Consider the following 26126-nt stretch of genomic DNA (forward strand, 5'->3'; position numbering starts at 1 on the left):
AACGTCACGCGCCGGTTTCCGCTTCTCGCGACAACTCGCGAAAAACGGGCGCGCCGTTCCCCCCGGATCGACGCGCCCGCGATGACCCGACTCAGCGCTTGGCCGTGTCGGTCATGAACTTGCCGGTCGGCGCTTCGGCGCCCTTCTTCTGGCGACGCGTGTTGCCATCCAACCCACCGTCCACCGCCCATTCCGCAAACACCGTCGGCCCCGGCTCGAAATCGCGCGGCTGCCATTCCGGCGTGAGAATGTCTTCGTCGGCGTAGTACTCGATGAGCGCGCCGCAAGGATTCTTGAAGTACCAGAAATACGCCGACGAGATCGGATGACGGCCCGGCCCCAACTGCGTTTCCCAGCCGCAGCGGTCGATATGCATGCCGCCACCGAACACCTCGTGAATATCGCGCACCGTGAACGCCACGTGATTGAGCCCTCGCTTGCCGTTGGGCAACGCCAGCAGGAACAGATCGTGATGGCCTCCGTGCGGCGCACAACGCATGAACGCGCCTCGCTCCGGGTAGCGATCGGACAACTCGAAGCCCAGCTTGTCCTCGTAGAACGCCTGCGTCGCTGCCAGCGCATTCGTGAAGAACACCACATGCCCCACCTCGATGGGCTGTGCACGCTCGTACACCGGGCTGGGCGTATTCACGCGCTGCGCCGGCACACCCCACGGGTTGGTCGGCGCGCCCTGCACGTCGAGCGTGCGTTTGCCTGTCACCTCGACGCGCATCGCCAGACCGTTCGGGTCGATGCAGCCGGTCGCACCGTCCTTGAAGTAATAGCCCGGTTGATCGGCGAGCCGCTCGGCAATGGCCGCCACCTCATCGGCCGTGGTCACGCCCCACGTCACCTCGCGCAGCGTCGGCCCCTCTTCCATGGCCGGCGGCAACGACGGATCGTCGTGACGTACCGCCAGCACGCGGCAACCGTTCAGCGTTTCAAAGCGCAGGCCGTTGGCGTCGCCCGACACTTCCGTCAGTCCCCAATCGCCCAGAAAGCGGCGGCAGGTGTCGAGGTCGGTGACCCCGTAGGTAATTTGTTCGATGCCCAGAATCGTCATGACAGTCTCGGGTAAAAGTTCGGAGTCGGAGCGATCACAGATCCAGCGTCAGACGGTCGCCCTTGCAACCGGATACGCAAATCATCATGACCTTGTTCCCCGCGCGCTCGGATGCACTCAGCACCGAGTCGCGATGGTCGGGGCAACCGTCGAGCACGCGCGTCTCGCACGCGCCGCACACGCCTTCCATGCAGCTATGTTCGGCGTCGATGCCCGCAGCCAGCAAGGTGTCGAGCAGCGTCGCACCGGCCGGCACAGCGACCTCCTTGCCAGACTTGGCGAGCGTCACGACATAGCCTTCGGACGTGGCGGGCGGCGGCGCGTCGGGTGCCGCCGCGAAGCGTTCGATATGAACGTTGGCGATGCCCGCGTCGGCGCATGCTGCCTCGAAAGCATCGAGCATGACACCAGGGCCGCAGCAATACGCATGCGTGCCTGCCGGTTGCCCCGACAGGAACGCCGCGAGCGACGCAGGCTTGCCGTCGTGCTGATCGTCGAAGTGATAGGTGATGTCGCCGCCCAGCGCGTTCAGTTCGTCGACGAACGCCGCTTGCGGCGCCGTGCGCGCGCAATACATCAGCTTGACCCGACGGCCAAGCGCACGCAGACGCCGGTACATGCAAAGAATCGGTGTGACGCCAATACCGCCCGCCACGAGCACGGTGTGTTCGGCAGCTTCGTCGAGCACGAAGTGATTGCGCGGCTCGGAAATGTCCAGCGTCATCCCTACGCGGAAATTGTCGTGAATGAAACGGGAGCCACCGCGGCTCTTCGGGTCAGCCAGAATGCCCAGGACATAACGATTCACCTCGCCCGGCGCGTTCACGAGCGAATAGCTGCGCACCAGTCCGCTGGGCAGATGCAGATCGATGTGTGCGCCCGGGGTGAAGTCGGGAAACGGCGCACTGCTGCCCGCCGCTGGCACGAGTTCGATGCTCATGATGCCGGCCGCTTCGTAACGAAGCGTGCGCACCATCGCCGACAGGTTTGACTTGCTCATAACGCCGCTCTCTGATGTTTCTGATGTTGCTTGTTCTGATGAGGTCCGCCGCGTCAGCCCGCAGCGGATAAATCGATATCGAGCCGGGCGAACGCCTCGATCTCCACGCGCAGTTCCGGGAATACCAGAGCGCCGACCTGCACGAGCGTCGAGCACGGATACGCGCCGCCGTTCGCTGCCACCTCCGCGAAGACCTCGCGGCGCGCACGCCCGACCTCGTCCTTGTCGGCGATGTTGGTTACGTACACCACCAGCTTGTAGACGTTGGCCAGCGTGCCGCCGCCCGCCTCGACCAGCGCGCGAATCTTGCCGAGCACCACGAGCGTTTGCTCGTAGGCGCTGAGCGGCTTGTCCGAATCGCGCGTGGCCGGGTGGGCGGTCATGCCCGACATCAGGATCTCGTTGCCGAAACGAATGCCGTTGCTCCACGTTGCCGTGCCCAGATCGGGCACGGCCGGTGCGCGGATTCGCTCGGCCTTGAGGGGGTGATCGATTGACATGACCTGTCTTGCGCGGCTTACGCCTTGCCCTGTTGCATGCGCTCGAGTTCCGCCTTCGCCAGATTCTTCAGATGACGGCGCAGACGCACGATGCCCATGTCGTGCTGATACAGATGCTCGTTCTGGTTGGCGTCCGGCTCCATGTCTTCGAGCATCACGCGATCCTGCTCCAGCACCGCCCAGTGACGCGCTTCGAGACGATTACGGTACAGGAAGCGCCACGTATCGCGTTGCCAGCCTTGCAGCTTGCGGCAGCGCCAGTGGAACACGGCAGCGAGCGTCGGCGAGATCGGCGTATAGCTGCCCACGATCACGAAGTTGCCGCCGGGGCCGCCCGTCTTCGGGTACGGAATTTCGAGACGCATCCAGTGCGTGCCGGTATCGGCCCACTCGGTCCAGTCGAAGTTCACGTCGCGCTGGCCTTCCTTCTCGAAGACAAAACCACGGTCGGTGTCGCGAATGCGGAAGGCCGCCGAATTGTCCCCCTCGGCCATGGAGTGAGATTGCTTGTGCAGATACGTGCCGTGCATCGGGTCCATCACGTTATCGAGCACGTAACGGTAGTCGCCCTTCCACTCCGTGTAGCACAGGAACGACGAGTATTCGCCGTCGGCATCGAGTTCTTCCGGCAACACGAGCGGCGGCGGCGTATCGATGTTCTCGGTCGCGTTGTAGAGCCAGATCGCATCGTTGCGCTCGACAATGTGATACGACTGCGTCGGACGCGAGCCCTCGAGCTTGCAGCCGGGGCTGCCCGGCACACGCATGACGGTACCGTCGCAACGCACTTGCACGCCGTGATAGCCGCACGCGATCCGGTCGCCCATCACAATGCCCTTCGAGAGCGGGGCGCCACGGTGCGGACAATGATCGTCGAGCGCATGCACCTGATTGTCCTGATCGCGCCAGAACACCAGCTTCTTGCCCAGACGGCGCAGCGAGACCGGCTCGCGGCCGATCATGTGCGACGGGCAAATCGGATACCACAGTTGCTTCAGGCCGCGCTCGAGAATGGCGTCGGCGGTGAGAATAGGCTGTTGCGTAGTCATGGGGGACCTCCGTCGCGGTCGCCGCGCACTGGGCAGCGGGCAGCGACTGCGTTATGTGATGTATTTACTCTTCGGCCAGTCGGGCGATCTGCGCGGTGTAGTTCGCCTCGGTCCACACGTCGCCGTCCTGCGGACCGGGACCGGTGCGATTCAGATAGGCCACGAGACCCGCCAGGTCATGCGTACCGGCGGCGTAGGCGCGCTCGATGGCGTCGCCCAGCAGGCTTTCGTATTGCGTCGGCTCATGACGACGCGCTTGATGCGGTTCGAGATAACGGTCCATCATTTCCCTCCATTGCGAACCCGTTCGCGAATGCGCGCGTGTACGGGTACGAAGTCGTAAGTCGGATAGCATTCGGTGCGAAACACGCCCCAGGCCGAGCGTTCGAGTTCCACGTTGACGACAGGCAGCAGATGCGGTGGCAGTTCGAGCGTGACGATCTGGCCGAAGCCCATTGCCACCGTCCACGACACCACCTTCACGCCTGCCGGCGGAAAACGCTCCCACCATTCGGCCGCCTTCAGGCGGTCCTGAAATGCATCGAGATTGTTCGACTGGTCGTGTCGCAGGAACACCGTCAACAACATCGTCTCGGGCTGAACGGCGGTTGCGTTCTCGCTCATGGATAGCCTCGCCTTATTGCACGAACTGGTTGGTGAAGAGGTCAGCCGGATTCGACTTCTCGCGGATGACCTTTTCCTGCGCATAGAAGTCCTGCAGCTTCGTCACGCGCGCCGGATCGAACGCACCCAGTCGTTGCTGGCCCGGATAGACATTGCGGGCGTAGTACGTGAGGATCTTCTCGATCTCGGCTTCCTTGCCCTTGTAGGCAGGGACTGCGGCGCAGTAATCCTTCGCCGCACCGGCCGGGTCGCGCATGATCTCCGCCACCGACTTGATCGTCGCGCGAACGAACTTGCGGATCATCTCCGGCTTCTCGGCGATGGTCTTGTCCGACGCCAGAATCGCCTGCGCCATGCCCGGGAAATACTTGTCGGTCGACGTCATGGTGATCTTCACCCCGGCGTCTTCGATGTTCTGCGCCCACTCCGGCGTGCCCACCATCACTTCGGCCTTGCCCGTGGCCACTTGCTGCCACACACCGGCCGGGCCTGCGCCCTGAATGCGGGCATCGTTGCGCGTAAGACCGGCGGACGCCAGCAAACCGAGCGTGGCGTAGAAGCCGGTGTCCTGATAGGCGAGCACGGTGATCGTCTTGCCCTTCAGATCGGCGGGCGACTTGATGTTCGCATCGTCACGCACGACCAACTGGTGCAGCGTGCGCCCGCCCAGCAGCGCCACGCCCTTGATGGGGATACCGTTCGGGCGCAGCACGATCGGCGTGTCGCCAAGACCGCCGCCCAGATCCCCGTTGCCGGACGCGAGTTGCTTGCCGACGTCGGCACCGCCCTGCACGGTCAGCCAACGCACCGACAGCCCTTCCGCAGCGTAGTAGCCCTTCTTCTCTGCCAGCATCAGCGGCGCAAAGGCCGGCAGGTTCGCCGGTGCCGGCAGCAGATAGGTAATCTGCTGGGTCGCTGGCTGGGCCATGACCGGCGCCGCCAGACTCGTGAGTGCTGCCACGGCACACAGGCCGGCGGCTTGACGCGCGCGGCGCGCCAACGATGCACGGAAAATCGACAACATATCTTTGCCTCGCTCAAGTATCGGATTACCGCGATGCCCCGTGCATCGCGGCTTGCTTTGGCACTACCTGTCGTTCACACCCGGCCCGCCCAGGCGAGCGGGTTGTCGTTCATGCCCCAATAGAGGCTCTTCTGATTCGTGTATTCCAGCAAACCCAGACGGCCCTTCTCACGCCCCATGCCACTCTCTTTCCAGCCACCGAACGGCGTCGAAATCGAGAACTGCTTGTAGGTATTGATCCAGACGGTGCCCGTCTCCAGCGCACGGCCGATGCGCCAGGCACGCTTGTAGTCGCGCGTCCAGATACCCGCCGCCAGCCCGTAGACGCTATCGTTCGCCTCGGCCATCAGGTCGTCTTCGTTCTCGAACGGCAGTACCGCCAGCACCGGTCCGAAGATTTCCTCCTGCACCATGCGCGCCTGATTCGTCAGGCCCGCAATGATGGTCGGCGCATAGAAGTAGCCCTTCTCGCGGCCATCGCCCGCCGGACGCTCGCCGCCGCACAGCAGGCGGCCACCCTCTTCGAGTCCGATGGCAACGTAACGCTCGATGGACTCGCGATGCGCAGACGTGACAAGCGGCCCCATCTGCGTGTCTTCGCGCAACGGATCGCCCACGCGCAACTGCTTCGCCCCCGCCACAAGGCGCTCGACGAACGTGTCGAAGATCGCTTTGTGAACGAACAGACGCGAACCCGCGATACACGACTCGCCCGACGAACTGAAGATGCCGTAGAGCACACCGGCGACGGCGTGATCGATGTCGGCGTCTTCGAAGACAATGGTCGGCGACTTGCCACCGAGTTCGAGCGAGACCGGCATGAGCTTGTCCGCCGCCAGACGCGCGATGCCACGGCCGACTTCGGTGCCCCCGGTGAAGGCGACCTTCTTGACCTTGGGATGGCGCACGAGAATGTCGCCGATGACCGAGCCTTTGCCCGGCAACACCGACAGCACGCCGCGCGGGACTCCGGCGGCTTCGCAGATGCGGCCCAGTTCCAGCGAGGCGAGCGGCGTGACTTCCGCAGGCTTGAGCACCACGGCGTTACCCGCCGCCAGTGCAGGCGCAAGCTTCTGCGCATCCGAGGCAATCGGCGAGTTCCATGGCGTGATGGCGGCCACGACACCGAGCGGCTCGTGCACGCTCATCGTCAGGTAATCGCCACGCGACGGCGTGAGCGTTTCCTCAAGCGTCTCCAGACACGACGCGAAGTAGCGGAACGTGCCCGCCGCGCTCGCTACCAGTGCGCGCGTCTCGCTGATCGGCTTGCCGTTGTCGCGGCGTTGCAGATGCGCAAGCGCCTCGGCACGTTGCGTAATGCCGTCGGCCACGCGGTGCAGCACGGCGGCGCGCTGATGCGGCTTCAGTCCGGCCCAGTCGGCACGACGCCAGGCGGCATCGGCCACTTCCACCGCTTCGACGGCATCCTCGGCGCCGGCCGCCGCAATCTCGGCGTTCACACTCTCGTCGGCCGGGTACAGGCTCTGATAGCGCTTGCCTGTCCCGGGGCGCCACTCGCCGCCGACCAGAATGTCGCTCGAAAACCCTTGCAGCAAATCTTGATGGCTCATGATGCGCTTCCTGCTAGATCACACAGTTCGCAACGCGATTGCGCAGCGCACGAATGGCGGAATAGGCGGTCAGTGCCGACGTCTTGGGGTTGTCAGGCAAGGGCTTGCCGCACATCTCCAGCGACATTTCGCCGAACGCGCCACGCGCAGCGATGTGGTGCACATTGCGTGTGGTCGCCGGATCGGCGATCAAACGCACGCGCGTCGCGTCGAGGCCAAGACCGGCGATCGCCACGGTGGCCGCAACATTCGCATTCTTCGGATACAGACGCGCCGCGTCGCGGGCGCTGCCTTCGAAAATCACGGTCGCGGTGCTCAGCGTGGCCAGATCGCAGACCTGTTCGGCCGGCGTACCCTGCCACCCCAACGGCGGCTTGCGTCCGGTGTAAAGCACTTCGTCCAGACCGCCTTCGCGCGCAGCGGAAATCGCGTCGATGCCACCGATGGCGCCGGAGAGCAGCGTGACGGTGGACGCGCCATCCTTGGCGGCTTGTTCCAATGCGGCGAGCAGCTCGGTGTCGGACAGCGCGCCGATCGAGGCCACCGCGCAGTCGATACCGGACCTGAGCAGCGCAACGACGTGGCCCGACAGCGCGCTGTGACCCGCGCACTCGAGCACGAAGTCAGGACGGGTGGAAAGCGCTTGCGCCGACGACACGACCTCGGTATCGGCGCGCACGCTGCCGCGAACGCGCTCGGCAGCGTCTTCCGGCACGATCACATGGCCCACGCGAAGGTACGGGTCGCTGGCACAGGCTTCGTAGACTTTCGAGCCGATAGCACCGAAACCAATCAGTGCGACATCAACGCGACGGTGATTCACTTCATGCATTCACGGGCTCCCGGACCGGCGGGCCGGCAAAGTGCGAGGCGAAGCTGCCGACCGACAGCATGTCGACTTCGAGCAGCACCGGGCCGTCGTGCGCGAAGGCGCGAGCCACGGCGCCTTCCGCCTGATCGATGGCCGTAATACGCTCGTGCTTGAGTTGCAGGCTCGCGCAGAACGCGGCGAAATCCGGTTGGTGCAGTTGCACGTAGTGACGGCGGCCGCCGTACTGCGCGTCCTGAATGTTGCGAATCACGCCATAGCATTGGTCGTTCATCAGCAGAATCACGACCGGTGCCTTTTCCTGCACGGCGGTCGCGAGTTCGCCCACGTTGACCATCAGGCCACCATCGCCGCACAGGGCCACGGTCTTCTTCGCGTTGCCTGCAAGCGCCGCGCCGATGCCCATCTGCATGCCTTGACCGATGCCGCCGCCCAACGCGTGCACGCCTGCGCGCGGCGAGAAGATCTTCAGCAGTCGGTTGCCCCACGTGCTGTTCGAGATCGTGACGTCGCGCACCCAGTTGAAGTCGCGGCCCAGCGCGCCTTGCAGCGCTGCGACCAGTTGACGGTAAGGCCCAAGACCTTCTGCCACCTGTTTCACGGCTGCATCGCGTGCGGCGGCAAGGTCGGCGTGGAACGCCGGATCGACCGAGAGACGGCCTTGCAAGCGATCGGCCAGCGCGTTCAGCACGCGTGCGGCGTCGCCTTGCACGAACAGGTCGTTGCGATAGCCCCGGCCGTCCGCCAGACCATCGGCGTCGACACGATACAGCGGGCGCGGAAGCCCCAGCTTGTACTTGAGCGTCTCGTTACCGCGCAGACGAGAGCCGACCACGAGCACGGCGTCGCACGTCTTGTAGAACTTCTCGACCGTGGGGTGAATATTGAACGCGCCGAGGGTGGCCGCATGATCCTCCGGCACGATGCCGCGACCTTGCACGCTGGTCACAACGCCAAAGCCCATGTCGACCAGACGCTTGACGGCAGCCTCGGCGCCACGCGCACCGCCGCCCAGCCACAGCAGCGGGCGATGGGCCGCAGCCAGCTTGTCGGCCAGTTCGGCCACGCGGGCGTCGTCGTGCGTCGGCACCGAAATGTGCGGTGCCGCCAGATCGGTCGGCCATTCGATTTCCGCCGCCTGAATGTCGATCGGAATCTCCACGCTCACCGGGCCGGTCGGCGCCGTGAGCGCCGCACGCACCGCTTCGCGCACGGTCGAGAGTGCCGTGTCGACGCAGCGCACGCGGTACGCGGCCTTCGAGATCGAGTTCAGCATGCTGAGCTGATCCGGCGCTTCGTGGATATACGCGAGATCGCGGTCGAGGAATTCGGTCTCGATCTGCCCGGTGATGTGCAGCACAGGCGTGCCCGCGGTGAGCGCTTCGACCATCGCACCGGCCGCATTACCGGCGGCGGTGCCCGTGCTCGTGAACGCCACGCCGAGACCGCCCGACACGCGAGCGAGGCCGTCGGCCATGTTCAGTGCGCCGGCTTCGCCGCGTGCGCCGACATAGCGGATCTTTTCGCGGCGCGCGATGGCGTCGAGAATCGGCATGTTGTGAATCGAGATCACGCCGAATGCGGTCTGCACACCGCACTGTTCGAGAAACGCCGCGATGACTTCGCCGACGGTGGTTTTGTTAGACATGTCTTGCCAAGCCTCCGGAAACATCGATATGGCTGCCCGTCGTGTAGGACGATTGCGGGCTCGCCAGGAAAAAGATCGCTGCGGCCGCCTCTTCAGGCTTGCCCAGACGTTGCAACTGGATTTGCTTCTTCTGCGCGAGAGCGCCGGTCCATTCCTCCCACGTCTTGCCTTCGCCCTGCTCGGCGAAGCGTCGACGCCACTGGCCCGACTCGACCAGCCCGATCAGAATGGAATTGACACGCACGCCGTCGGGCGCGAATTCGCCGGCCATCGAGCGCACGAGGTTCTGAATCCCCGCGCGCGCCGAAGAAGTCGCCACCATGTGCGGCTCGGGCTGGAGCGCAAGCAACGAGTTGACGCAGACGATAGCGGCGTCGCCCGTCTCGCGCGCCGCCTCGCGCAGCATCGGCAGGCAGGCACGCGTGGTGCGAATCACGCTGAAGTACTTCAGCTCCAACTCTTCGCGCCACGCCTCGTCGGTCGTGTCGGCGAACGTCGAGACGCGGCCCTGCCCGGCGTTGTTCACCAGCATGTCGAGACGGCCGAACTCGCGGCGAATGCGCTCGGCCAGCGCACTTACCTCGTTCGCGTCGAGCACGTCGCATTGCGCGGCAATGAGGCGCGCTTCGGGATGACGCTCGCGCAAAGTCGCCTCGGCCTGCGCGAGACGCTCCGGGTTGCGGCCGCAAATCGCGACAGCGGCGCCCGCTTCGAGCAGACGTTCGGCAGTGGCAAGGCCGATGCCGGACGTACCGCCAGTGACCAGCGCTGCGCGCCGGGTGAGGTCGATCTTGATCATTTCAATCCCAGTGACTTCATGTAGGGGGTAGGTTGGCTGTCGCTGCCGGGTCGGTAATTCAGACGGTGCGACAGCGCGTCGGCCGCCTCGCGTACCTGGCCGATCAGCCCCGCATCGAGCATTGACGAATCGATGTTGGCGCGCGGAATGGTGACGGTGATCGCCGCGCAGATGCGGCCCGCGTCGTTGCGCACCGGCGCGCTCACGACACTGATGCCGCGCTCGAACGAGGATGCCGACACCGCATAGCCGCGCTCGGCGTCTTCGCGCACACGTTCGAACAATTCCGCAAGCGTCTCGGGCGTCTGCGGCGTGTATTTCTCGAGCGTCTTTTCCGGATACAGCGCGCGCAGCTCGGTCAGCGTCAGGTCACCCATCAACACGTGACCGTGCACCGTGGCATGGGCTGGCAAACGCGTACCCACGTTGACCTTGATCGAGTTGAACACGCCGGCGACGCTTTGCGCCTTGGCCACGAACACGATGTCGCGTCCGTCGCGGATCACGATGTGCGAGGTCAGTTGGGTGGCGTCGCGCAACCGTTCGATGATCGGAATCCCCAGATCGGTCAGCTCCAGCGAACTGAGGTATTCGAAGCCCAGACGCAGCACCGCCACGCCCAGACGGAAATTCTTCTCGCTACCTGCACGCTCAAGAAAGCCCATCGCTTCGAGCGTCTGCAACAAGCGGAAAACGGTCGTGCGCGGAATGCCGAGGCGTTGCGACAACTCCGGTGCACTGAATACGGCCTCACGCGGGGAGAACTGCGTGAGAATGCGCAAACCACGCTCCAGACCCGGCACGAGATAGCGAGTCTCGGACGTCGAACCTTCGGCGAGATCCTCGCCCTCGGTCTGGGCGCCCTGAAGGCTCGGCGAGTCGTCTTCGATCTGCGCGTCGGCCACTGCCATTGCGCGCTTCGGGGTTGCCGGTGCCATGTCAACGCTCTCCTGCCGCGATGCGTTCGAGCCACGCGGCAAGCGCGGCATTCAGAACGTCGGGGGTTTCGATATACGACGCGTGTCCCGCGCCTTCTATGATTTGCAGCGGCACGCCGGCCACGTCGGCAATCGTCTGGCAGGCCGCAGGCGGCGTGATCGCATCCTGCGCCCCCACTGCCACGGCGACCGGCCCCGCGTTCGCCGCCACGTATTGCGTCAACTCGCCGGCCACGTCGCCGTTCGAGAGCAGATGCGTGGCCTGACGGTAACCGGCCGGTTGCACGCGCGCCATGTTCCACTTCACCCACGCACGCGCCAGGTCTGCGGCGCCCGGTGCGACGAGGTTGTCGCTACGTTCGCGGGCCATGCCTGCGGGGCCAAGCTTGTCGAGCATCGCCAGACGGCTATCGCGTTTGCTCACCCGCACGTCAGGGTCGGCCTTGCCGTAACCGCCGGCCGGCGAGCATAGAAAGAGTCCGCGCACGCGTTGCGGTGCGCGGCTCGCGAACGTCGTCGCCATGATCGCGCCCAGCGAGTGGCCCACGAGCGCCACGCGCTCAAGCCCGAGGGCATCGAGCCAGGCTTCGAGGGCGTTGGCGTAGACGTCGGCATGCGGTTCGGCGTCGGCGACATTCGACGTCTGTCCATAGCCGGGGGCGTCCCACGCATACAGCGAGGCGTCGAGCCCGGTGGCTTCGAACTGCGCCAGCCATGAAGCGGCCCCCGATCCAATCCCGTGCAACATCACGACCGGCATGCCGCCCGCTGTGCGTGCGCCCGAGCAGCGATAGCCGACAGTGCCCGTGCGCGTGGCGAGGGTGTGGTACGGGAAGGCATTCAGACGCTCGCACAACGGGGCGACGGTGGCATCGTCTGGCACTTCGGACGGAAAGGCTTCGGCTTGCATGGTCTGGACTGAACGTCTGGCTTCGTGAATTCCTGCCGGTGCCGCACTTGCCAAAGACAAGCCCATCACCGGACTTTCCGGGGCGGATCCCCCGGAGGCTTACTTCTGTTCGCGCTTGATCTTCGCGAGCGGCGAATCGGGCGGATACGTCGGCGTGACCGGCTTTTGCGAGCCAAGCATCACGCACATGAGCGCGTCTTCGTCGCCAATGTTGATTTCCGTGCGATACACGCCCGGCGGCACCGAGATCAGGTCGCGCTCACCGAGAATGGCTTCCCACGTCTCGCCATCGCGCTCGCAGATCACCTTCATCTTTCCGCGCATCACGAAGAAGATTTCTTCGACGTCCATGTGGATGTGGCTCGGGCCGATGTTGCCGGCCGGAATCACCATCGTGGAGAACGTGAAGTGACCGGCGGGCACGGTATTGACGTCTTTGGCCACGCCGGTGCCGCCCGTGCCGACATAGCGCATTTGCGCACGGCGGTACTTCGGGTCGTAATCGGCCTGGAACTTGAGCGCGTCCCAGTCGTACTTGCGCGTGGAGAAACGCGCCACGCGCGTGTCCAGCCAGTCGCCGAATGTCTGGCCTTCGGCCTGCGTCCAGCTTTCGACGGCCTGCGGCGTCGCGGTGTTTTTAGCTTCGGCTTGCGCCATGTTTGTCACTCCTTGAAGGCGTTGCGAATGAGGGGTGGCTCGTCAGGGCATGACGAAACCGCCGTTGACCGGCAGCACTTGCCCGGTCACGAAACGGGATGCATCGGAGAGCAGGAACAGCACCGGCCCGATCACGTCGTCGGGCACCTGAGCGCGCGGCAATGCACGCCCCTCCAGATAGTGGCGATGACGCTCAGCCGGCACGTAGGCCGTGGCCTCGACCTCGACGAGCCCCGGCGCGATGGCGTTCACGGTGATGCCGTCGGGACCGAGTTCGCGCGCAAGCGAGCGGGTCATCGACATCACCGCGCCCTTGCTGGCGGTGTAGGCGAGCAGGCGCGGGGCACCCCACAGCGCCGTGTCCGACGCGATGTTCACGACGCGCCCCTGACCGGAAGCGCGCAGGAAAGGCAGCGCGGCCATCGTCATGAGCCAGGTGCCGCGCACGTTCACGTTCATGACCGCGTCCCACGTCTCGATGCTCAGTTCGGCGGCGAGCTTGCCGCCCGAGTTGGTGATCGCACCGTTGTTGACCAGTCCGTCGATGCCGCCCATCCGGTCGGCGGCGGCTTTCGCTGCCGCGTCCACCGACGCGGGGTCGCAAAGATCGAGACGCACAAACGACACGGCGTGTCCGGCCCCTTGCAATTCGGCCGCGAGCCCCTCGCCCGCCGGAGCGGCGATGTCGGCAATCGTCACCTGCGCGCCGCGTGCGACAGCGGCACGCACGAACCCTTCGCCCAGACCACGTGCACCGCCCGTGATCAGCAGCTTCTTGCCGTCGAGCGGCGCCAGCGAGTTGGCGTCGAGCGGGAGGATAGGCAATTCGTTCACGATGGACGTCCCCGGCGCTCAGGCAATGTTCATGGAAGCGCGCGGCACGTAATGCAGTGCGCGGCGCTCTAACCAGACCACGGCGGCGTAAGCCGCGATACCGATGACGGTGAGCCCGGCGATGGCGACGAACACCATCGCGGTATTGCCCTGGCCTTCGCCGTACACCAGCAGATAGCCCAGCCCCCGGTCGCCGCCGACCAGTTCGCCCACGGTCACGCCGATCACGGCCAGCGTCGACGCAATGCGCAAACCGGCGAAGAGCGCCTGCATGGCCGAAGGAAATTCAACGAAGCGGAAGATCTGCCAGCGACGGCCGCACAGGGCGCGCACCAGATTGACCATGTCGGGATCGACGGAGCGCACGGCGCCGAGCACGTTGATCATCACGGGGAAGAAGACGATCAGCACGGCAACCAGAATCTTCGGGTAGATGGTGTAGCCCATCCACATCACGAACAGCGGCGCGAATGCGACTTTCGGCGCGATCTGCAAGGCGAGGATGTACGGCGAGAGCATCGCTTCGGTCGACGGCGACAAGCCGAGGATCACGCCGATCAACACGCCCAGCGCCGAACCGATCACGAAGCCTGCGATCACTTCGAGCGCCGTCACGCCGATGTGCAGCCAGAGGTTCTCGACTTGGAACATGCGCACGCCTTCGATCAGGGTCGACGACAGCTTGGGCAACACGAATTCGGGCACGCCAAACGCCGTCGGGCCCCATTGCCACACGGCCGCGAAGATCAGCAGCAACACGAAGCTGCCGGCGGTCAGTTGCGTTTTGGAAAGGGATTTCATAGCGGGATTCCAGTGTCTTGCAGTGTCGGGAGCCGGGATCAGCCCAGGTGGTCGTCGCGGCCGACCTTGAGCAGTTCCATCAGATGGGCCACGTATTCGTTCATGCCCGCCTGCTTGCGACGCTCGATGGGGTTGTCGCGATGCGGCAGATCGACCGTAATTTCTTCGATGATCGTGCCCGGGCGTTCGCTCATCACGAACACGCGATCCGACAGCGCGATCGCTTCTGCGAGATCGTGGGTAATCATCAGCGCGGTTTTGCCTTCGGCGGCGAGCATCTGCGCGAGGTCTTGCTGGAGCACCATCTTGGTCTGCGCATCGAGCGCCGAGAATGGCTCGTCCATGAGCAGCACGTCCGGCTCGACGGCGAGCGTGCGCGCGAGCGCGGCTCGCTGGCGCATGCCGCCCGACAGTTGGTGCGGGTAGTGGTTTTCGAAGCCCTTCAGATGACAACGCGCAAGCAGCGTCTTCGCGACTTCCGCACGCTCAGCCTTGCTGCGCCCACGAATCTGCATGCCGAGCTCGACGTTCTTCTGGATCGAGCGCCACGGCATGAGCAAGTCTTTCTGCAGCATGAAGGCGACTTGCTGAGACGGACCGCGCACTGGCTTGCCGGTGAGCGTGACCTGACCCTCGCTGGGCGCGTACAGACCGGCGCCCATGTTGAGCAATGTGCTCTTGCCGCAGCCGCTCGGGCCGATCAGCGAAACGAACTCACCGGCCTTGATGCCGATGGACACGTTCGAGACGGCCGTCATTTCGCCCTTGCCCTGGCGATTTTTGAACCGACGCGTGACGCCGCGGTATTCGATGGCGAACGGCAGGGGTGCCGCCACCGGCTGCGCCTGACGCGCGTCGGCATACGCCTCGGCGACGTTCGCGTCCTTCAATTGAATCGACCTGAGCATGGGAAACCACCGTGTTTCTGGATGTTCAACTTGCCTCGGGCAGCCTGCCGCTTCACTTCGCCTGCATGGCCTGCCAGCCTGTCCTTCGCTTGCGTCTTTCGTTTCATATGTGAAACGTTGATTTACTTATGGATCAATTATAGGGAGTGACGCGCGTAGTCAAAATTGTTTTTTGACTAGGGGAAACCCGAATTCATGCGGAAGCCGGCCGACGAGCGCCGTTTCCGGACGAAAAAAACGCCGGCAAGCGGGAGCCGGCCGGCGTGTGAAGTGAGACCACTGGGTGAATCTCGAAATGCGCGACGTCAGAACGAGTGATGCACGCCCGACATGATGACGACCTGGTTGGCGGTCGACGACGCGCCGATGGTGTTGATCGCCGTCACGGCACCATTGCCGCTCGCATGTTGGTAGACCCCGCTCACGTACACCTGCGTGCGCTTGGAGAACGCATAGACGTCGCCCAGGCTCACCTGCGTCCAGCGTTTGCCGGACATGTTGGTCGTGGCCGCGCCGAAGGTGATCGTGTTCGCCACGCTCGTGGCATAGTTCGCGCCGCCGTCGAACGACTGGTAGGTGTCGCTGAAGCCGGGCGACTGGAGTTTTACGCGCGTGTACAGGGCGTGCAGCAGCCACGGCCCGAAGCCATACGACACACCGGCGCCCATGTTCTCGACATTCGAAGCCGCATAGGTACCGACCGGCTGGCCCTGGAACGTGGCGCCGCCGAGCACGGCGACGTTCGGCGTGCGGTTGTTTTCGTTCGAGTACACCGCCGACGCCTTGAAGCCGCCGTTGGTGTAATTGGCCGCCACGCTCCACTTGCGCCCATTGGCGAAGTTCGTGTTGTTGCCCAGGGAAATCATGGCGCCCGCCTTGAAACCGGCGAAGTCAGGCGTGACGTAGCGCACCGAGTTGTCGACCTGCACGACGGACGTGTTGGCGAGTTCGTCGAGATTGCCCGGGTGGAACATGTACCAGTTCATGCCCAGATAGGCCGTGCTCATCGGGCCCAGCCAGTCGAAGTTGAACGTGGTCATGTGGCCGATGGTGAGCGTGCCCATCTTGTCCGACTGGAGACCCAGCCACGACTGACGGTTAAACATCGCGCCCGCTTTGATCGTGTTGCCCGTCAGCGTGGAGAAGCCGTTTTCCAACAGGAAGATGGCGCGATTGCCGCCGCCGAGATCTTCCACACCGCGCAGGCCCCAGCGATCCGGCTGCGTGCCGCCCTGCTGCGCGATCCAGTTCGCGCTGCCGCTCTGGTTGTTCACGTATGCCACGCCCGCATCCATGCTGCCGTAGATCGTGACGTTGCTCTGCGCCTGCGCTGCGACCGGCACGCCAGCCGCCAACAGCGTTGCCGCCGCCAGCACCGTCATGCCCGGGATCCGCCCCATCGGAAACCGCTTCATCTGTGTACTCCTGTCGTTCGATGATTCGAGAACGGTGAAGACGCCGCCTCCGGTGCACGGCGACCCAAACCGGTCACACCCCTCGCGCACCTGTCTTTTTCGACGTTCCACCTGTGAAACGTTGGATTACTTATGAAACCAACAGAGCAGAGCTTAGGCCAGGTGACGTGCGAGTCCCGCAGCGGAGATGCACGAATTGATGAAGAGAAATTGGCGTGCTATCGCGCGCATGTTGGGTCGTCATTCCACTGTGTGCATGGAGTTCTTTCGGCACCGTTCGTCCCGTGCGCGTTGCCGGAAGTCCACGGCGCTCGCCGCTTTGCGCGATACCGTCTGCTCCGGATTTACCCGATGACCTCTTGCGATCGAACGAATCAAAAACAATAATATTTGAACATCATGTTCATATTTGAACGTTTTATTTTTTCTGATTCGTCGTCTCTTTTGTCAAAGGATGTCCCCATGCAAGCTCCTCTCATCGGCATCAACGGTGCCGGCATCGGCGGTCTGGCCGCTGCCATCGGTCTGATTCGCGCAGGGTTTCGTGTGCGTGTGTATGAGCAGGCCTCGCAGTTCGCCCGCGTCGGCGCAGACATCAATCTGACGCCCAACGCCGTGCGCGCGCTCGACGGCCTCGGTGTCGGCGACGCGTTGCGCAAGACCGCTGCACAACCGAGCCATCGCATCAGCCGCACATGGGATTCGGGAGAGGAGACCTCGCGCCTCGAGATGGCGCAAACCGCACAGACGAAATACGGGGCGCCGCAACTCACGATGCATCGCGCCGATCTGCTGCAAGCGCTGGAGCAAGCCGTGCCCGCCGACGCAATTTCGCTGGGCAAGAAGCTCGTGTCGTTCGACGCGCCGCAGGACACGCAGACCGGGCCTATTCGCCTGACGTTCGCGGACGGCTCGCATGACGAGGTTGACGTGCTGATTGGCGCAGACGGCATTCACTCCGTGGTGCGTACCGGCCTGTTCGGGCCGGAGTCGCCCGAGTTCACGGGAGTGGTGGCTTATCGGGCGGTCGTGCCGGCGCACAAGCTCGAGGGCGTGTCGAATCTCGGTGCGTTCACGAAATGGTGGGGGCCGAATCCGTCAAGCCAGATCGTGACATTCCCGCTCAATCTCGGTCGCGACATTTTCGTCTTCGCCACCACACCCCAGGATAGCTGGACGCTCGAATCGTGGACCGCGCCGGGCGACGTGCATGAGTTGCGCGCCATGTATGCCGACTATCACCCCGAGGCGCGCGCCCTCCTCGACGCTTGCGACAGCGTGCTCAAGTCCGCCCTTTATGTGCGAGATCCGTTGCCGCAATGGTCTCGCGATCGTGTCTCGTTGCTCGGCGACGCGAGCCATCCGATGATGCCGTTCATGGCGCAAGGCGCCGGCATGGCGATCGAAGATGCTGTGGTACTGTCTCGCCACCTGGGCGCTGTGGGTCCGAACGCCGATGCCGCTGCCCTGTGCGCAGCGCTGACGCGCTACGAAGCCTCGCGGCGCGAGCGCACGGCGCGTGTGCAAATCGGCTCGCGCGGCAATCAGTGGCTCAAGGAAGGCGGCAATGCCGATTGGGTCTACGAATACGACGCATGGCAAGTCCCGCTCGCGGCCTGATGCTCGCCTCCGGGCAGCGCGCCGCCGCCTTTGCCCGACGAATGGAATCGAACGCATGACCAAAGCCTCGCAACGCGCCGAAATCGCTACCGACAAGACCGACATTCACGAGTCCCCCGACGCTACGCAAGCCGGCCTTGTCACGCCGGTCATGCGCGCGCTCAAACTACTGCGCTTCGTGGCAGACGGCGGATCGACGGCCAACATGAGCGAAGTCGGTCGCCGTATCGGCGTGAATCGTGTGACGGTCATGCGTCTGATCGAGACGCTGCAATTCGAGGGGGTACTGGAACCGTTGCCGCACGGCGGGCATCGCCTCGGGCTGGGTTTTCTGACGCTCGCGGCCAGCGCACTCGCCGGCGAGGATCACCTCGCCACAGCACGACGCGTGCTGACACGTGTGACAAGCGAGACCGGTTTGTCGAGCTATCTGACGGTGCTCGACGGTGCGCAAGTTCGCTATTTACTGTGCGAGACCCCGGCGTTGCCGCTCGTCAGCAATATTCGCGCGGGCAGCCGTGTCACCGCGCATCTGACGGCGCCGGGCCGCTCGTTGCTGGCCCATCTGAGTCCCGAGCGTCGCCGTGTGCTGCTCGGCCCGGAACCGCTCGCCGCTGCCACGGCACAAAGCGCACGCACGTATGCGGCGCTCGATGCCCAACTGGCGCGCGACCGCGAAGCCGGATGCGCCTGGAGTCAGGACGGCTTCGAAGCGGGCATCGATGCCTGCGCGGCCGCCGCGCTCGATGCGCGTGGCAGGCCGCTGGCCGCACTCAGTGTGGCAGGTCCGCGCTCGCTGGTCGGCACCGATGCGGTAGCGCGCGAGCGAACCGCCGCTGCGGTCAAATCCGGTGCCGCCGATCTCGCCGTATTACTGGCAGATGCGCCAGCTTTCCTCGCGGCGGCCGGACGTCTGTAAACACACAGAGAATGCCCGCCGGCCGTGCACGACGAGCGGTGTTTCGCTCGCTTGTCGCTAGCCCCGCCTTTCGAAGACTTTCACGAGCCTCGCCCTGCCGTCTCGGTTGACCCGGCGTTTCGGTGTCCCATACGATACGCGTTACCGAGACCGTAATCTTCGGTAATGCGCCCGCGCAAGACACAACGCCTCGCGGCAAAAAACGGACTGCTACGATAGCATCTGCTCAAGCGCGTCTGCGCGCGACATCGTGGCGTAGGACATGTGTGTGGTCTGCGACAACGAACCCACTCACTCACGGCAACGGCCCGAATGAAAATCAATCCATGGTGGTTACGCACGGCAGCAGCCGGCATTCTTTTTGGCATCTCAGCCTTTGCCCAAGCACAGGAGGCCACCGTCTTCGCAGGCGGCATGAACGCACGCAACGATGACAATGCGCACACTTACGCCTGGGGTTTCGAATACAAGCAGGCGATCACGGAACATTTCTCCACCAGCTTCACATGGCTGAACGAAGGGCATGTACCCGATCATCACCGTGACGGCTTTGCCGTGCAGTTCTGGGCCCATCAGCCCTTCTTCGACCGGCGCCTGGATGTCGCGGCGGGCGTGGGCCCTTACCGCTACTACGACACCGTCGCCGCCAGTCGCGGCAAACTTTACCAGGACGATCACGGCTGGGGCGCGATGTTCTCGGTCGCGGCAACGTGGTACTTCCAAAGCCGCTGGTATGTTCAGGCGCGCGCGAATTATGTCCAGTCGCCGTCGAGCATCAACTCCGTGACCTATCTGCTTGGCGTGGGCTATCAACTCGACAAACCGGCGTCGGCCGGTCCGCTCACCGGCGCCAATTCGCAAGCGATGCCGACCGGCGACGTGCTCTCCGTGATGGCCGGCCTGTCCGTCGTCAACAGCCTGGACTCACAGAATGCCGCCGCCGAGGCCATCGAATACCGGCACGGCTTCGGCCGCTTCTTCGACGGCACGGTCTCGCTCATCAACGAAGGTCACAGCAATCTCGGCAACCGTCAGGGCATTGCCGCGCAGGCGTGGATCAAGAACGACTTCTTCGACAGTCGCTTCAGCCTTGGCCTCGGCTTTGGGCCCTACGTCACATGGAACAAGTACAAGGAGAATCGCCTGGCGGATGGCGCGCAAAACATCGTGGCCGGCTTGCTTACGATGAGCGCCGCCTATCGGTTTTCCGATCACTGGGTCGCCCGCCTGTCATGGAACCGCGTGGTGACCGGTTACGACCGCGACAGCGATATCTTTCTCGGTGGTATCGGCTACAGGTTCTGAACATCCACGCACGACAATCGAGGACTGCGGCATCCTGTCGCAGTCCTTTTTATTAACATCTTCATTAGAGTCAGGATTCAACATCCAACGAAGTATTCGGATGCCTTGAAACCCTTATTTCATGAGGCTTTCGAGGCCATTCGATATTCGCAATTGATTGTTTCGCCGCATGCGGTTTCTCCTGCGACGTGGTCGTCCTACCTTAGAGGCGTAGGCGGTGCCGGGCACTCAAGTGAGCCGGCCGACCACCAGAAAAGCAATGACAGGAGAATCAACATGACCCGCACACTTTCCCATCTGATGATCGCCGCGACCCTGGCTGTGGCAGCGGCCCCGGCAGCATTCGCCGGCACGGGCGGCAACGGTTACCCTGACGAAAACCTGTTCTGGCAATCGAGCGTGTATAGCGAAAAACTCGCCGTACCGCGTGCCGAGGTTCGTCAGCAACTGATCGACGCGCAAGGCACGCTCACGCAAACCGATAGCCAGTACCCCGCGTTGAAGACCTACGGCAAGCCAATCGCCGAACGTGTGCAAGGCTCGACCGCGTTGATCAATTCGACTTACGCAGGCAGTTAAGCGCCTGATCGCTCGCAACTGCTGCGCCACACCCCGCGTATTTCCGCGGGGTGTTTCTTTTTGGGCGACGAAAATACTCGCCGCCCAAGTTCAGACCGCGATGGCGGAGAACTGGCGCTCGCCCAACGGCGTGACACGTAAGGCACGGGGCTCGCGCGTGGGTTCGAGCCACTTGGCGTGCAGGCATGTGCTGAGCAGCGCCGCCCCCAGTGCACCGCCAAGATGAGGTTTGCGCTCGCTCCAGTCGGGGCAGGTGCAGGCGAAGCGCCTGCGGCGGGCGCGGGCGGAACTCAGATCGACGCCGAGGGCCGTGAGGCCGCTCACCCCGGCATCCGTGAGCGCCACGTCGCTGCCGTCGATCCGAAGCCAGCGATGTGCGCGCATCCGCTCAAACAGGTCGACGGCGATCTCGCCGGCCAGATGGTCGTAACAGGTGCGCGCATGGCGCAGTGGGACAGGCGTGGTTCGGCTGACCGGCACGGGACGCGGGCGCAACTCTCGGGTCGCCAGCACGGCGCTGGCCAGCGCTTCGATGGCCGCTGCCGTCTCGGGCGTGGCAATGCGGAAATAGCGATGACGCCCGCGCGCTTCCTGCGCCAGCACACCGCCATCGACGAGACGCGCCAGATGCCCGCTGGCGCTCGACGGCGAAAGCCCGGCCACCAGCGCCAGTTCGCCGGCCGGCCGCGCCGAGCCGTCCATCAACGCCCACAGCATGGTCATACGGCTGGCATCGGCGAGCAGCGCCGCCAGCGAGCTGACACTGGGGGCATGATCTCTTGCGATGTCCACAGATAGACTCCCGTGAAGAATATGAGCGCAGTATAGGCGTCGGAATGCGATCAACACTTCATCGCGTCATGAAACATGCCGGTCAGGGAATGCGTGAAGATGGGCACCATTGAGTCCTTCACGAAAACACGCCGCCATGCTCGCTGCCAACGTCGCCCTCCATACCGTCGCGCCTCCAGCCAACCCTTTGGCTGCCGTCGTTCACCCGAATCCGTATCCGTACTACGCATCGCTCGCCGAACGGCGTCCGTTCGACTTCGACGCCTCTCTCGGCATGTGGGTCGCCGCCGGGCCGGAAGCGTTGGCGGCTGTCCTGCGCCACCCGACATGTGGCGTTCGTCCCGCCGGGGCGACGGTGCCCCACGCCCTGACCGACGGCGCCGCCGGTGACTGGTTCGGCGCGCTCGTCCGCATGAACGACGGGGCGGCGCACGCCGCGATGAAGCCGTGGCTCAAGACACGCCTCGCCGCATTACGCACCGAACGCGCCACCCTCGCGAAACTGCACGAAGCCAGTCAGGCCGCGTTTGCGGACGCCTACCTCGCGTGCGGCGAAGGCCTCACCGCACGCCTGGACGACTTCGTTTTCCGTCAACCGATTTACGCCCTCGCCGCATGGCTAGGTGTCCCCTCGTCGCAGTGGACGGACGTTTATGACAACGTGCGAAAGCTGGTCGCTGCGATGGCGGAGTCGGCCAAACCCTCGCCCCGCGCCGACGTGCTGACATGCGGGCACAACTCAGCAGCCGCACTGCGCCGCCGCGCGACACATTGGCTCGACGGGGAAGTCGGCTCGGATACCTGGCTGCACGGCACCGCCCGAAGCGCCCTATCCGACGACGCCATCGACTACGACGCACTGACGGCTAACGTCGTCGGCCTCTTTACGCAAGCGCATGACGCCTGTGCAGGGCTCGTCGCCAACAGCCTGCGCAGGCTTGCGCGCCACGCCTCACCGTCACCCTCGTGCGCGGCTACCGGGCGGACGGCGGTTCCGGCCAACCTGAGCGTCGCCATCGCCGCTGTCGGCGAGGTGATCCGCCTCGATCCGCCGGTGCAAAACACACGACGATTCGTCCACGCCCCCGTCGTCATCTGCGAGCGAACGCTGGCGCGCGGCGATCAGATCCTTGTCGTGCTTGCCGCAGGTCCTGCGGGCGCCTCATCCGACGACACGGCATGGACCTTCGGACGCCACGCACACGCCTGCCCGGGACAGACACCTGCCAGCACGATAGCGGCCGTCGGCGTGCAGACGATTCTCGACAATACCGTCGATCTGGTGTCGACGGCCAATGGCACCGCCTATCATCCGCTCGGCAATGTGCGTATCGCCCGATTCCATGCCGACGCGGCACACCTCTGACCATGTATCGCTCGTCTTTGCTGCCATTGTTTTACCTAAAAGAACAACAATTCCATCAGGCGAAACAACCCATGGCAACCCAGAACCCAATAAGCACAAGGCTTTGCGGGCCATGACGTCCGACGCCGGGGATTTCGGGCACGATAGCGGTTTCCTTTCGCGCATCTGAGTAACAACGTTTGACGCCCGACGTTCTCGCGCGCGACCGCTTCGCCTTGCACTGCTCTCATGTCCGACATACACACTGACGGCATGCCCATGCCCGCCCGGGTCTGGGCCGTTGCGACCGTCATGCTCGCCATTTCGCTCTCAGTCCTCGATGGCGCCATTGCCAACGTTGCGCTGCCCACGATCGCGCGCGATCTGAACGCCAGCCCGGCCACGTCGATCTGGATCGTCAACGCTTACCAACTGGCCATCACGATTTCCTTGCTGCCGCTGGCTGCGCTGGGCGAGATCGTCGGCTATCGCCGCGTCTACAGCGTCGGCCTCGCGCTCTTCACGCTCGCGTCGCTGGCCTGCGCCCTCTCGGACTCGCTCGTCACCCTGACCCTCGCACGCGTGGCCCAGGGCTTTGGCGCGGCCGGCATCATGAGCGTGAATACCGCACTGGTGAAGGCGATCTACCCGTCACGCTGGCTCGGCCGCGGCGTCGCGCTCAACTCGCTCATCGTTGCCGTCTCCTCCGCCGCCGGTCCGACGATTGCCGCCGGGGTGTTGTCCATCGCGCACTGGCCATGGCTCTTCGCCATCAACGTGCCGCTCGGCATCATTGCCTTTGCCATCGCCGTGCGCTCACTCCCCGATACCGCGCGTGCCTCGCATCCGTTCGACTGGGTCGGCGCCGTGCTGAGTGCGCTCACCTTCGGCCTGCTCATCTCCGGGATCGACTCGTTCGGGCACGGGCAAGATCGCTGGCTCGTGGCCGTCGAACTCGTGGCTGCCGTCGTCATCGGCACGGTCTTCGTGCGGCGCCAACGTACCCAGCCCGTCCCGTTGCTGCCTGTCGACTTGCTGCGCATTCCGATTTTCGGATTGTCGATCTGCACCTCGATGGCGTCGTTCTGCGCGCAAATGCTCGCCTTCGTCTCGCTGCCCTTCTTCCTTCAGGACACGCTCGGCTTCGACCATGTTCAGACCGGGTTGCTGATGACAGCGTGGCCGCTCACCATCGTTGTCGTCGCGCCGCTGGCCGGACGCCTGCTCGAGCATTACAAGCCGGGACTGCTGGGCGCGATCGGTCTGGCCGCCTTCGCTCTCGGGCTGCTCGCGCTCGGCCTGCTGCCGGCCCACCCGAATCAGATCGATATCGTCTGGCGCATGGCGCTGTGCGGATTCGGCTTCGGTCTGTTCCAGTCGCCCAACAACTACGCGATGCTCATGTCCGCCCCGGCACATCGCAGTGGCGGCGCCAGCGGCATGCTGGGCACCGCACGCCTGACCGGACAGACAACCGGCGCCGCGCTCGTCGCGCTGGTTTTCAGCGTCTCGCCGGAAGGCTTCGGCACGCGGGCGTCGCTCTATGTCGCCGCTGCGTTCGCCGCGGTGGCCGCCGTGGTGAGCAGTCTGCGCACGTTGCCGTCCGCGCAGCCGGGCGCGAAATCGTCGCACGGATGAGAATCGCGCGCAGGCGATTCCAACGGGTTCACCCGGCCGCCCGCCCGGCCGTGCTACACTGCCGACCTTTTACGGCTCGCCTGCGCGGGCCGCAAACGCCATGAGTTTTTGCGCTATCGATTTCGGCACTTCGAATTCTGCCGTCGCCGTGCAAGACGGCGCGGCCATGCGTCTGGTCGAACTGGAATCCGGCTACGGCACGCTGCCGACCGCCGTATTTTTCAATGCTGACGAAGGCGGCCGTGCCTCATTTGGCCGCCAAGCCGTCTCCGATTACATCGATGGCTACGACGGGCGCCTGATGCGCTCGCTCAAAAGTCTGCTCGGCTCCTCCCTGATCGAAAGCACCACCGACCTCGGCAACGGCTCGGCGATGCGCTACATCGACATCATCGCCACCTTCCTGCGACATCTGCGCACACACGCGCTCAAGGCCGATGGCGGCGATCTGCGTCAGGTGGTCATGGGCCGCCCGGTGTTTTTCGTCGACGACGATCCGCGCGCCGACGCCGCTGCGCAACGCTCGCTCGAACAAAGCGCGCGCGACGTGGGTTTTCAGGACGTCCACTTCCAGTTCGAACCGATCGCCGCCGCTTTCGATTACGAGTCGCGCCTCACCAGCGAGCAGCAGGTGCTGGTCGTCGACATCGGCGGCGGCACCTCGGACTTCTCGCTCGTGCGCGTCGGCCCCGAACGCGCCCGCCATCTGGAGCGCAAGGGCGACGTGCTCGCTCACCATGGCGTGCATATCGCCGGCACGGACTTCGACCGGCGCATCGAGCTGGCCACGATCCTGCGCGAACTCGGCTACAAGGCGCTCGGTCCGGACGGCAAGGAAGTGCCCAACCGGATCTATTTCGATCTCGCGACGTGGCATCTGATCAACACCGTCTATACGCCGAAGCGCGTCGGTGAACTGGCCCTCACCGCACATCTGTACGCCGATCCGGCGCATCATCGTCGCCTCATGCGCACCGTCGAGCAACGCCTCGGCCACGCACTCGTCGGTCTTGCGGAAGACGCCAAGATCGAAGTGTCGGCGGGCGGCGAGACAAGCATCGATCTGTCCGTCATCGAACGCGAGCTGGCCGTTGCGTTCTCGGAAGCAGGACTGGTCGAAGCGGTCAGCGATGAAATCGCCAGCATCACGGCAGGCGCCGTGCACACGGCGGCACTGGCAGGACTGCGCGCCGAAGACGTCGATGCGCTCTATTTTACCGGTGGCTCGACCGGACTGCGCTGCCTGTCCGACGCGATGTGTGCCGCCTTCCCGAAAGCCACGCCGGTCTATGGCGATCGCCTGGCCAGCGTGGCACTGGGTCTGGGCATTCACGCCAAACGCGTGTTTTCCTGAGCCT

26 protein-coding genes are annotated in these 26126 nt (G+C 64.4%); 7 read left to right on the plus strand and 19 right to left on the minus strand.

What is annotated here, in order from left to right; translation table 11 throughout:
- Window positions 1-91: 91 nt before the first annotated feature.
- The 18 genes from PI93_RS22215 to PI93_RS22300 form a co-directional block, all read right to left on the minus strand.
- Complete coding sequence (locus PI93_RS22215) at window positions 92-1063, minus strand: VOC family protein (protein WP_039370071.1); 972 nt, start codon at window positions 1061-1063, stop codon at window positions 92-94.
- Between the two features lie 34 nt (window positions 1064-1097).
- On the minus strand, window positions 1098-2063 hold the full coding sequence (locus PI93_RS22220) for a PDR/VanB family oxidoreductase (RefSeq protein ID WP_039370074.1): 966 nt from the start codon (window positions 2061-2063) through the stop codon (window positions 1098-1100).
- Window positions 2064-2116: 53 nt separating this feature from the next.
- Entirely contained in the window at window positions 2117-2563 is a 447-nt protein-coding gene (locus PI93_RS22225) for a RidA family protein (protein WP_039370077.1), read from the minus strand.
- 17 nt (window positions 2564-2580) lie between these two features.
- Window positions 2581-3612: an aromatic ring-hydroxylating oxygenase subunit alpha gene (locus PI93_RS22230; protein WP_039370082.1), complete on the minus strand. Its 1032-nt coding sequence runs from the start codon at window positions 3610-3612 to the stop codon at window positions 2581-2583.
- A gap of 64 nt (window positions 3613-3676) precedes the next feature.
- The gene (locus tag PI93_RS22235) at window positions 3677-3895 is read right to left on the minus strand and encodes a recombinase-like helix-turn-helix domain-containing protein (RefSeq protein WP_201278458.1); all 219 of its coding nucleotides are present in this window, start codon (window positions 3893-3895) and stop codon (window positions 3677-3679) included.
- A complete protein-coding gene (locus tag PI93_RS22240) occupies window positions 3895-4236 on the minus strand; it encodes a hypothetical protein (RefSeq protein ID WP_039370088.1) in 342 nt (113 codons plus the stop codon). Before PI93_RS22240 ends, PI93_RS22235 begins: the two co-directional genes overlap by 1 nt.
- Before the next feature lie 13 nt (window positions 4237-4249).
- The gene (locus tag PI93_RS22245) at window positions 4250-5260 is read right to left on the minus strand and encodes an ABC transporter substrate-binding protein (RefSeq protein ID WP_052240637.1); all 1011 of its coding nucleotides are present in this window, start codon (window positions 5258-5260) and stop codon (window positions 4250-4252) included.
- Window positions 5261-5334: 74 nt separating this feature from the next.
- The gene (locus PI93_RS22250) at window positions 5335-6831 is read right to left on the minus strand and encodes an aldehyde dehydrogenase (protein ID WP_039370091.1); all 1497 of its coding nucleotides are present in this window, start codon (window positions 6829-6831) and stop codon (window positions 5335-5337) included.
- Between the two features lie 13 nt (window positions 6832-6844).
- Window positions 6845-7663 carry an aspartate dehydrogenase gene (locus PI93_RS22255; RefSeq protein ID WP_039370094.1) on the minus strand — a complete coding sequence of 273 codons (819 nt, stop codon included), beginning with the start codon at window positions 7661-7663 and terminating at the stop codon, window positions 6845-6847.
- Window positions 7656-9308 (minus strand): thiamine pyrophosphate-binding protein, encoded by a 1653-nt coding sequence (locus PI93_RS22260; RefSeq protein WP_039370096.1) that lies wholly within the window; start codon window positions 9306-9308, stop codon window positions 7656-7658. The genes PI93_RS22255 and PI93_RS22260 overlap by 8 nt, the downstream gene beginning before the upstream one ends.
- Window positions 9301-10107, minus strand: a complete 807-nt coding sequence (locus tag PI93_RS22265) for an SDR family oxidoreductase (protein WP_039370097.1) — start codon at window positions 10105-10107, stop codon at window positions 9301-9303. Before PI93_RS22265 ends, PI93_RS22260 begins: the two co-directional genes overlap by 8 nt.
- The gene (locus tag PI93_RS22270) at window positions 10104-11045 is read right to left on the minus strand and encodes an IclR family transcriptional regulator (protein WP_080759169.1); all 942 of its coding nucleotides are present in this window, start codon (window positions 11043-11045) and stop codon (window positions 10104-10106) included. Before PI93_RS22270 ends, PI93_RS22265 begins: the two co-directional genes overlap by 4 nt.
- 1 nt (window position 11046) lies before the next feature.
- Window positions 11047-11955, minus strand: a complete 909-nt coding sequence (locus PI93_RS22275; RefSeq protein WP_052240638.1) for an alpha/beta hydrolase — start codon at window positions 11953-11955, stop codon at window positions 11047-11049.
- Window positions 11956-12054: 99 nt separating this feature from the next.
- Window positions 12055-12612 (minus strand): cupin domain-containing protein, encoded by a 558-nt coding sequence (locus PI93_RS22280; RefSeq protein ID WP_039370100.1) that lies wholly within the window; start codon window positions 12610-12612, stop codon window positions 12055-12057.
- A gap of 42 nt (window positions 12613-12654) precedes the next feature.
- Window positions 12655-13446 carry an SDR family oxidoreductase gene (locus tag PI93_RS22285; protein ID WP_080759170.1) on the minus strand — a complete coding sequence of 264 codons (792 nt, stop codon included), beginning with the start codon at window positions 13444-13446 and terminating at the stop codon, window positions 12655-12657.
- An 18-nt stretch (window positions 13447-13464) separates the two neighbouring features.
- Window positions 13465-14247: an ABC transporter permease gene (locus PI93_RS22290; protein WP_039370103.1), complete on the minus strand. Its 783-nt coding sequence runs from the start codon at window positions 14245-14247 to the stop codon at window positions 13465-13467.
- 38 nt (window positions 14248-14285) lie between these two features.
- On the minus strand, window positions 14286-15155 hold the full coding sequence (locus PI93_RS22295; RefSeq protein ID WP_144400394.1) for an ABC transporter ATP-binding protein: 870 nt from the start codon (window positions 15153-15155) through the stop codon (window positions 14286-14288).
- A 305-nt stretch (window positions 15156-15460) separates the two neighbouring features.
- On the minus strand, window positions 15461-16537 hold the full coding sequence (locus PI93_RS22300; RefSeq protein WP_039370229.1) for a porin: 1077 nt from the start codon (window positions 16535-16537) through the stop codon (window positions 15461-15463).
- A 495-nt stretch (window positions 16538-17032) separates the two neighbouring features.
- Here PI93_RS22300 and PI93_RS22305 point away from each other — a divergent pair, with 495 nt between their 5' ends.
- The 4 genes from PI93_RS22305 to PI93_RS22320 all read left to right on the plus strand — a co-directional run bounded on the left by PI93_RS22305 (window position 17033) and on the right by PI93_RS22320 (window position 20993).
- Window positions 17033-18190 (plus strand): FAD-dependent monooxygenase, encoded by a 1158-nt coding sequence (locus tag PI93_RS22305; protein ID WP_039370106.1) that lies wholly within the window; start codon window positions 17033-17035, stop codon window positions 18188-18190.
- 55 nt (window positions 18191-18245) lie between these two features.
- The gene (locus PI93_RS22310; protein ID WP_039370109.1) at window positions 18246-19109 is read left to right on the plus strand and encodes an IclR family transcriptional regulator; all 864 of its coding nucleotides are present in this window, start codon (window positions 18246-18248) and stop codon (window positions 19107-19109) included.
- A gap of 312 nt (window positions 19110-19421) precedes the next feature.
- Window positions 19422-20414 (plus strand): hypothetical protein, encoded by a 993-nt coding sequence (locus PI93_RS22315; RefSeq protein WP_039370112.1) that lies wholly within the window; start codon window positions 19422-19424, stop codon window positions 20412-20414.
- 276 nt (window positions 20415-20690) lie between these two features.
- Window positions 20691-20993 carry a DUF4148 domain-containing protein gene (locus tag PI93_RS22320; RefSeq protein ID WP_039370115.1) on the plus strand — a complete coding sequence of 101 codons (303 nt, stop codon included), beginning with the start codon at window positions 20691-20693 and terminating at the stop codon, window positions 20991-20993.
- Window positions 20994-21083: 90 nt separating this feature from the next.
- Here PI93_RS22320 and PI93_RS22325 read toward each other — a convergent pair whose 3' ends face one another.
- Entirely contained in the window at window positions 21084-21716 is a 633-nt protein-coding gene (locus PI93_RS22325) for an ArsR/SmtB family transcription factor (protein ID WP_052240651.1), read from the minus strand.
- 205 nt (window positions 21717-21921) lie between these two features.
- Between PI93_RS22325 and PI93_RS22330 the strand changes: the two genes are divergently transcribed.
- The 3 genes from PI93_RS22330 to PI93_RS22340 all read left to right on the plus strand — a co-directional run bounded on the left by PI93_RS22330 (window position 21922) and on the right by PI93_RS22340 (window position 26122).
- Window positions 21922-23151: a cytochrome P450 family protein gene (locus PI93_RS22330; RefSeq protein WP_052240639.1), complete on the plus strand. Its 1230-nt coding sequence runs from the start codon at window positions 21922-21924 to the stop codon at window positions 23149-23151.
- Between the two features lie 237 nt (window positions 23152-23388).
- Window positions 23389-24768, plus strand: coding sequence for an MFS transporter (locus PI93_RS22335; protein WP_080759174.1), 1380 nt, complete (start codon window positions 23389-23391; stop codon window positions 24766-24768).
- 100 nt (window positions 24769-24868) lie between these two features.
- Window positions 24869-26122 (plus strand): Hsp70 family protein, encoded by a 1254-nt coding sequence (locus PI93_RS22340; RefSeq protein ID WP_039370121.1) that lies wholly within the window; start codon window positions 24869-24871, stop codon window positions 26120-26122.
- Window positions 26123-26126: the final 4 nt, after the last annotated feature.

Origin of the sequence: Pandoraea fibrosis (genome assembly GCF_000807775.2) — a bacterium.
In the GTDB taxonomy this organism is placed as follows: domain Bacteria; phylum Pseudomonadota; class Gammaproteobacteria; order Burkholderiales; family Burkholderiaceae; genus Pandoraea; species Pandoraea fibrosis.

Excerpts from the sequence above, each read along its gene's own strand:
- PI93_RS22215 (WP_039370071.1), bottom strand. The coding sequence starts at position 1,063 with ATGACGATTCTGGGCATCGAACAAATTACCTACGGGGTCACCGACCTC.
- PI93_RS22220 (WP_039370074.1), bottom strand. The coding sequence starts at position 2,063 with ATGAGCAAGTCAAACCTGTCGGCGATGGTGCGCACGCTTCGTTACGAA.
- PI93_RS22225 (WP_039370077.1), bottom strand. The coding sequence starts at position 2,563 with ATGTCAATCGATCACCCCCTCAAGGCCGAGCGAATCCGCGCACCGGCC.
- PI93_RS22230 (WP_039370082.1), bottom strand. The coding sequence starts at position 3,612 with ATGACTACGCAACAGCCTATTCTCACCGCCGACGCCATTCTCGAGCGC.
- PI93_RS22235 (WP_201278458.1), bottom strand. The coding sequence starts at position 3,895 with ATGGACCGTTATCTCGAACCGCATCAAGCGCGTCGTCATGAGCCGACG.
- PI93_RS22240 (WP_039370088.1), bottom strand. The coding sequence starts at position 4,236 with ATGAGCGAGAACGCAACCGCCGTTCAGCCCGAGACGATGTTGTTGACG.
- PI93_RS22245 (WP_052240637.1), bottom strand. The coding sequence starts at position 5,260 with ATGTTGTCGATTTTCCGTGCATCGTTGGCGCGCCGCGCGCGTCAAGCC.
- PI93_RS22250 (WP_039370091.1), bottom strand. The coding sequence starts at position 6,831 with ATGAGCCATCAAGATTTGCTGCAAGGGTTTTCGAGCGACATTCTGGTC.
- PI93_RS22255 (WP_039370094.1), bottom strand. The coding sequence starts at position 7,663 with ATGCATGAAGTGAATCACCGTCGCGTTGATGTCGCACTGATTGGTTTC.
- PI93_RS22260 (WP_039370096.1), bottom strand. The coding sequence starts at position 9,308 with ATGTCTAACAAAACCACCGTCGGCGAAGTCATCGCGGCGTTTCTCGAA.
- PI93_RS22265 (WP_039370097.1), bottom strand. The coding sequence starts at position 10,107 with ATGATCAAGATCGACCTCACCCGGCGCGCAGCGCTGGTCACTGGCGGT.
- PI93_RS22270 (WP_080759169.1), bottom strand. The coding sequence starts at position 11,045 with ATGGCACCGGCAACCCCGAAGCGCGCAATGGCAGTGGCCGACGCGCAG.
- PI93_RS22275 (WP_052240638.1), bottom strand. The coding sequence starts at position 11,955 with ATGCAAGCCGAAGCCTTTCCGTCCGAAGTGCCAGACGATGCCACCGTC.
- PI93_RS22280 (WP_039370100.1), bottom strand. The coding sequence starts at position 12,612 with ATGGCGCAAGCCGAAGCTAAAAACACCGCGACGCCGCAGGCCGTCGAA.
- PI93_RS22290 (WP_039370103.1), bottom strand. The coding sequence starts at position 14,247 with ATGAAATCCCTTTCCAAAACGCAACTGACCGCCGGCAGCTTCGTGTTG.
- PI93_RS22295 (WP_144400394.1), bottom strand. The coding sequence starts at position 15,155 with ATGCTCAGGTCGATTCAATTGAAGGACGCGAACGTCGCCGAGGCGTAT.
- PI93_RS22300 (WP_039370229.1), bottom strand. The coding sequence starts at position 16,537 with ATGACGGTGCTGGCGGCGGCAACGCTGTTGGCGGCTGGCGTGCCGGTC.
- PI93_RS22305 (WP_039370106.1), top strand. The coding sequence starts at position 17,033 with ATGCAAGCTCCTCTCATCGGCATCAACGGTGCCGGCATCGGCGGTCTG.
- PI93_RS22310 (WP_039370109.1), top strand. The coding sequence starts at position 18,246 with ATGACCAAAGCCTCGCAACGCGCCGAAATCGCTACCGACAAGACCGAC.
- PI93_RS22315 (WP_039370112.1), top strand. The coding sequence starts at position 19,422 with ATGAAAATCAATCCATGGTGGTTACGCACGGCAGCAGCCGGCATTCTT.
- PI93_RS22320 (WP_039370115.1), top strand. The coding sequence starts at position 20,691 with ATGACCCGCACACTTTCCCATCTGATGATCGCCGCGACCCTGGCTGTG.
- PI93_RS22325 (WP_052240651.1), bottom strand. The coding sequence starts at position 21,716 with ATGACCATGCTGTGGGCGTTGATGGACGGCTCGGCGCGGCCGGCCGGC.
- PI93_RS22330 (WP_052240639.1), top strand. The coding sequence starts at position 21,922 with ATGCTCGCTGCCAACGTCGCCCTCCATACCGTCGCGCCTCCAGCCAAC.
- PI93_RS22340 (WP_039370121.1), top strand. The coding sequence starts at position 24,869 with ATGAGTTTTTGCGCTATCGATTTCGGCACTTCGAATTCTGCCGTCGCC.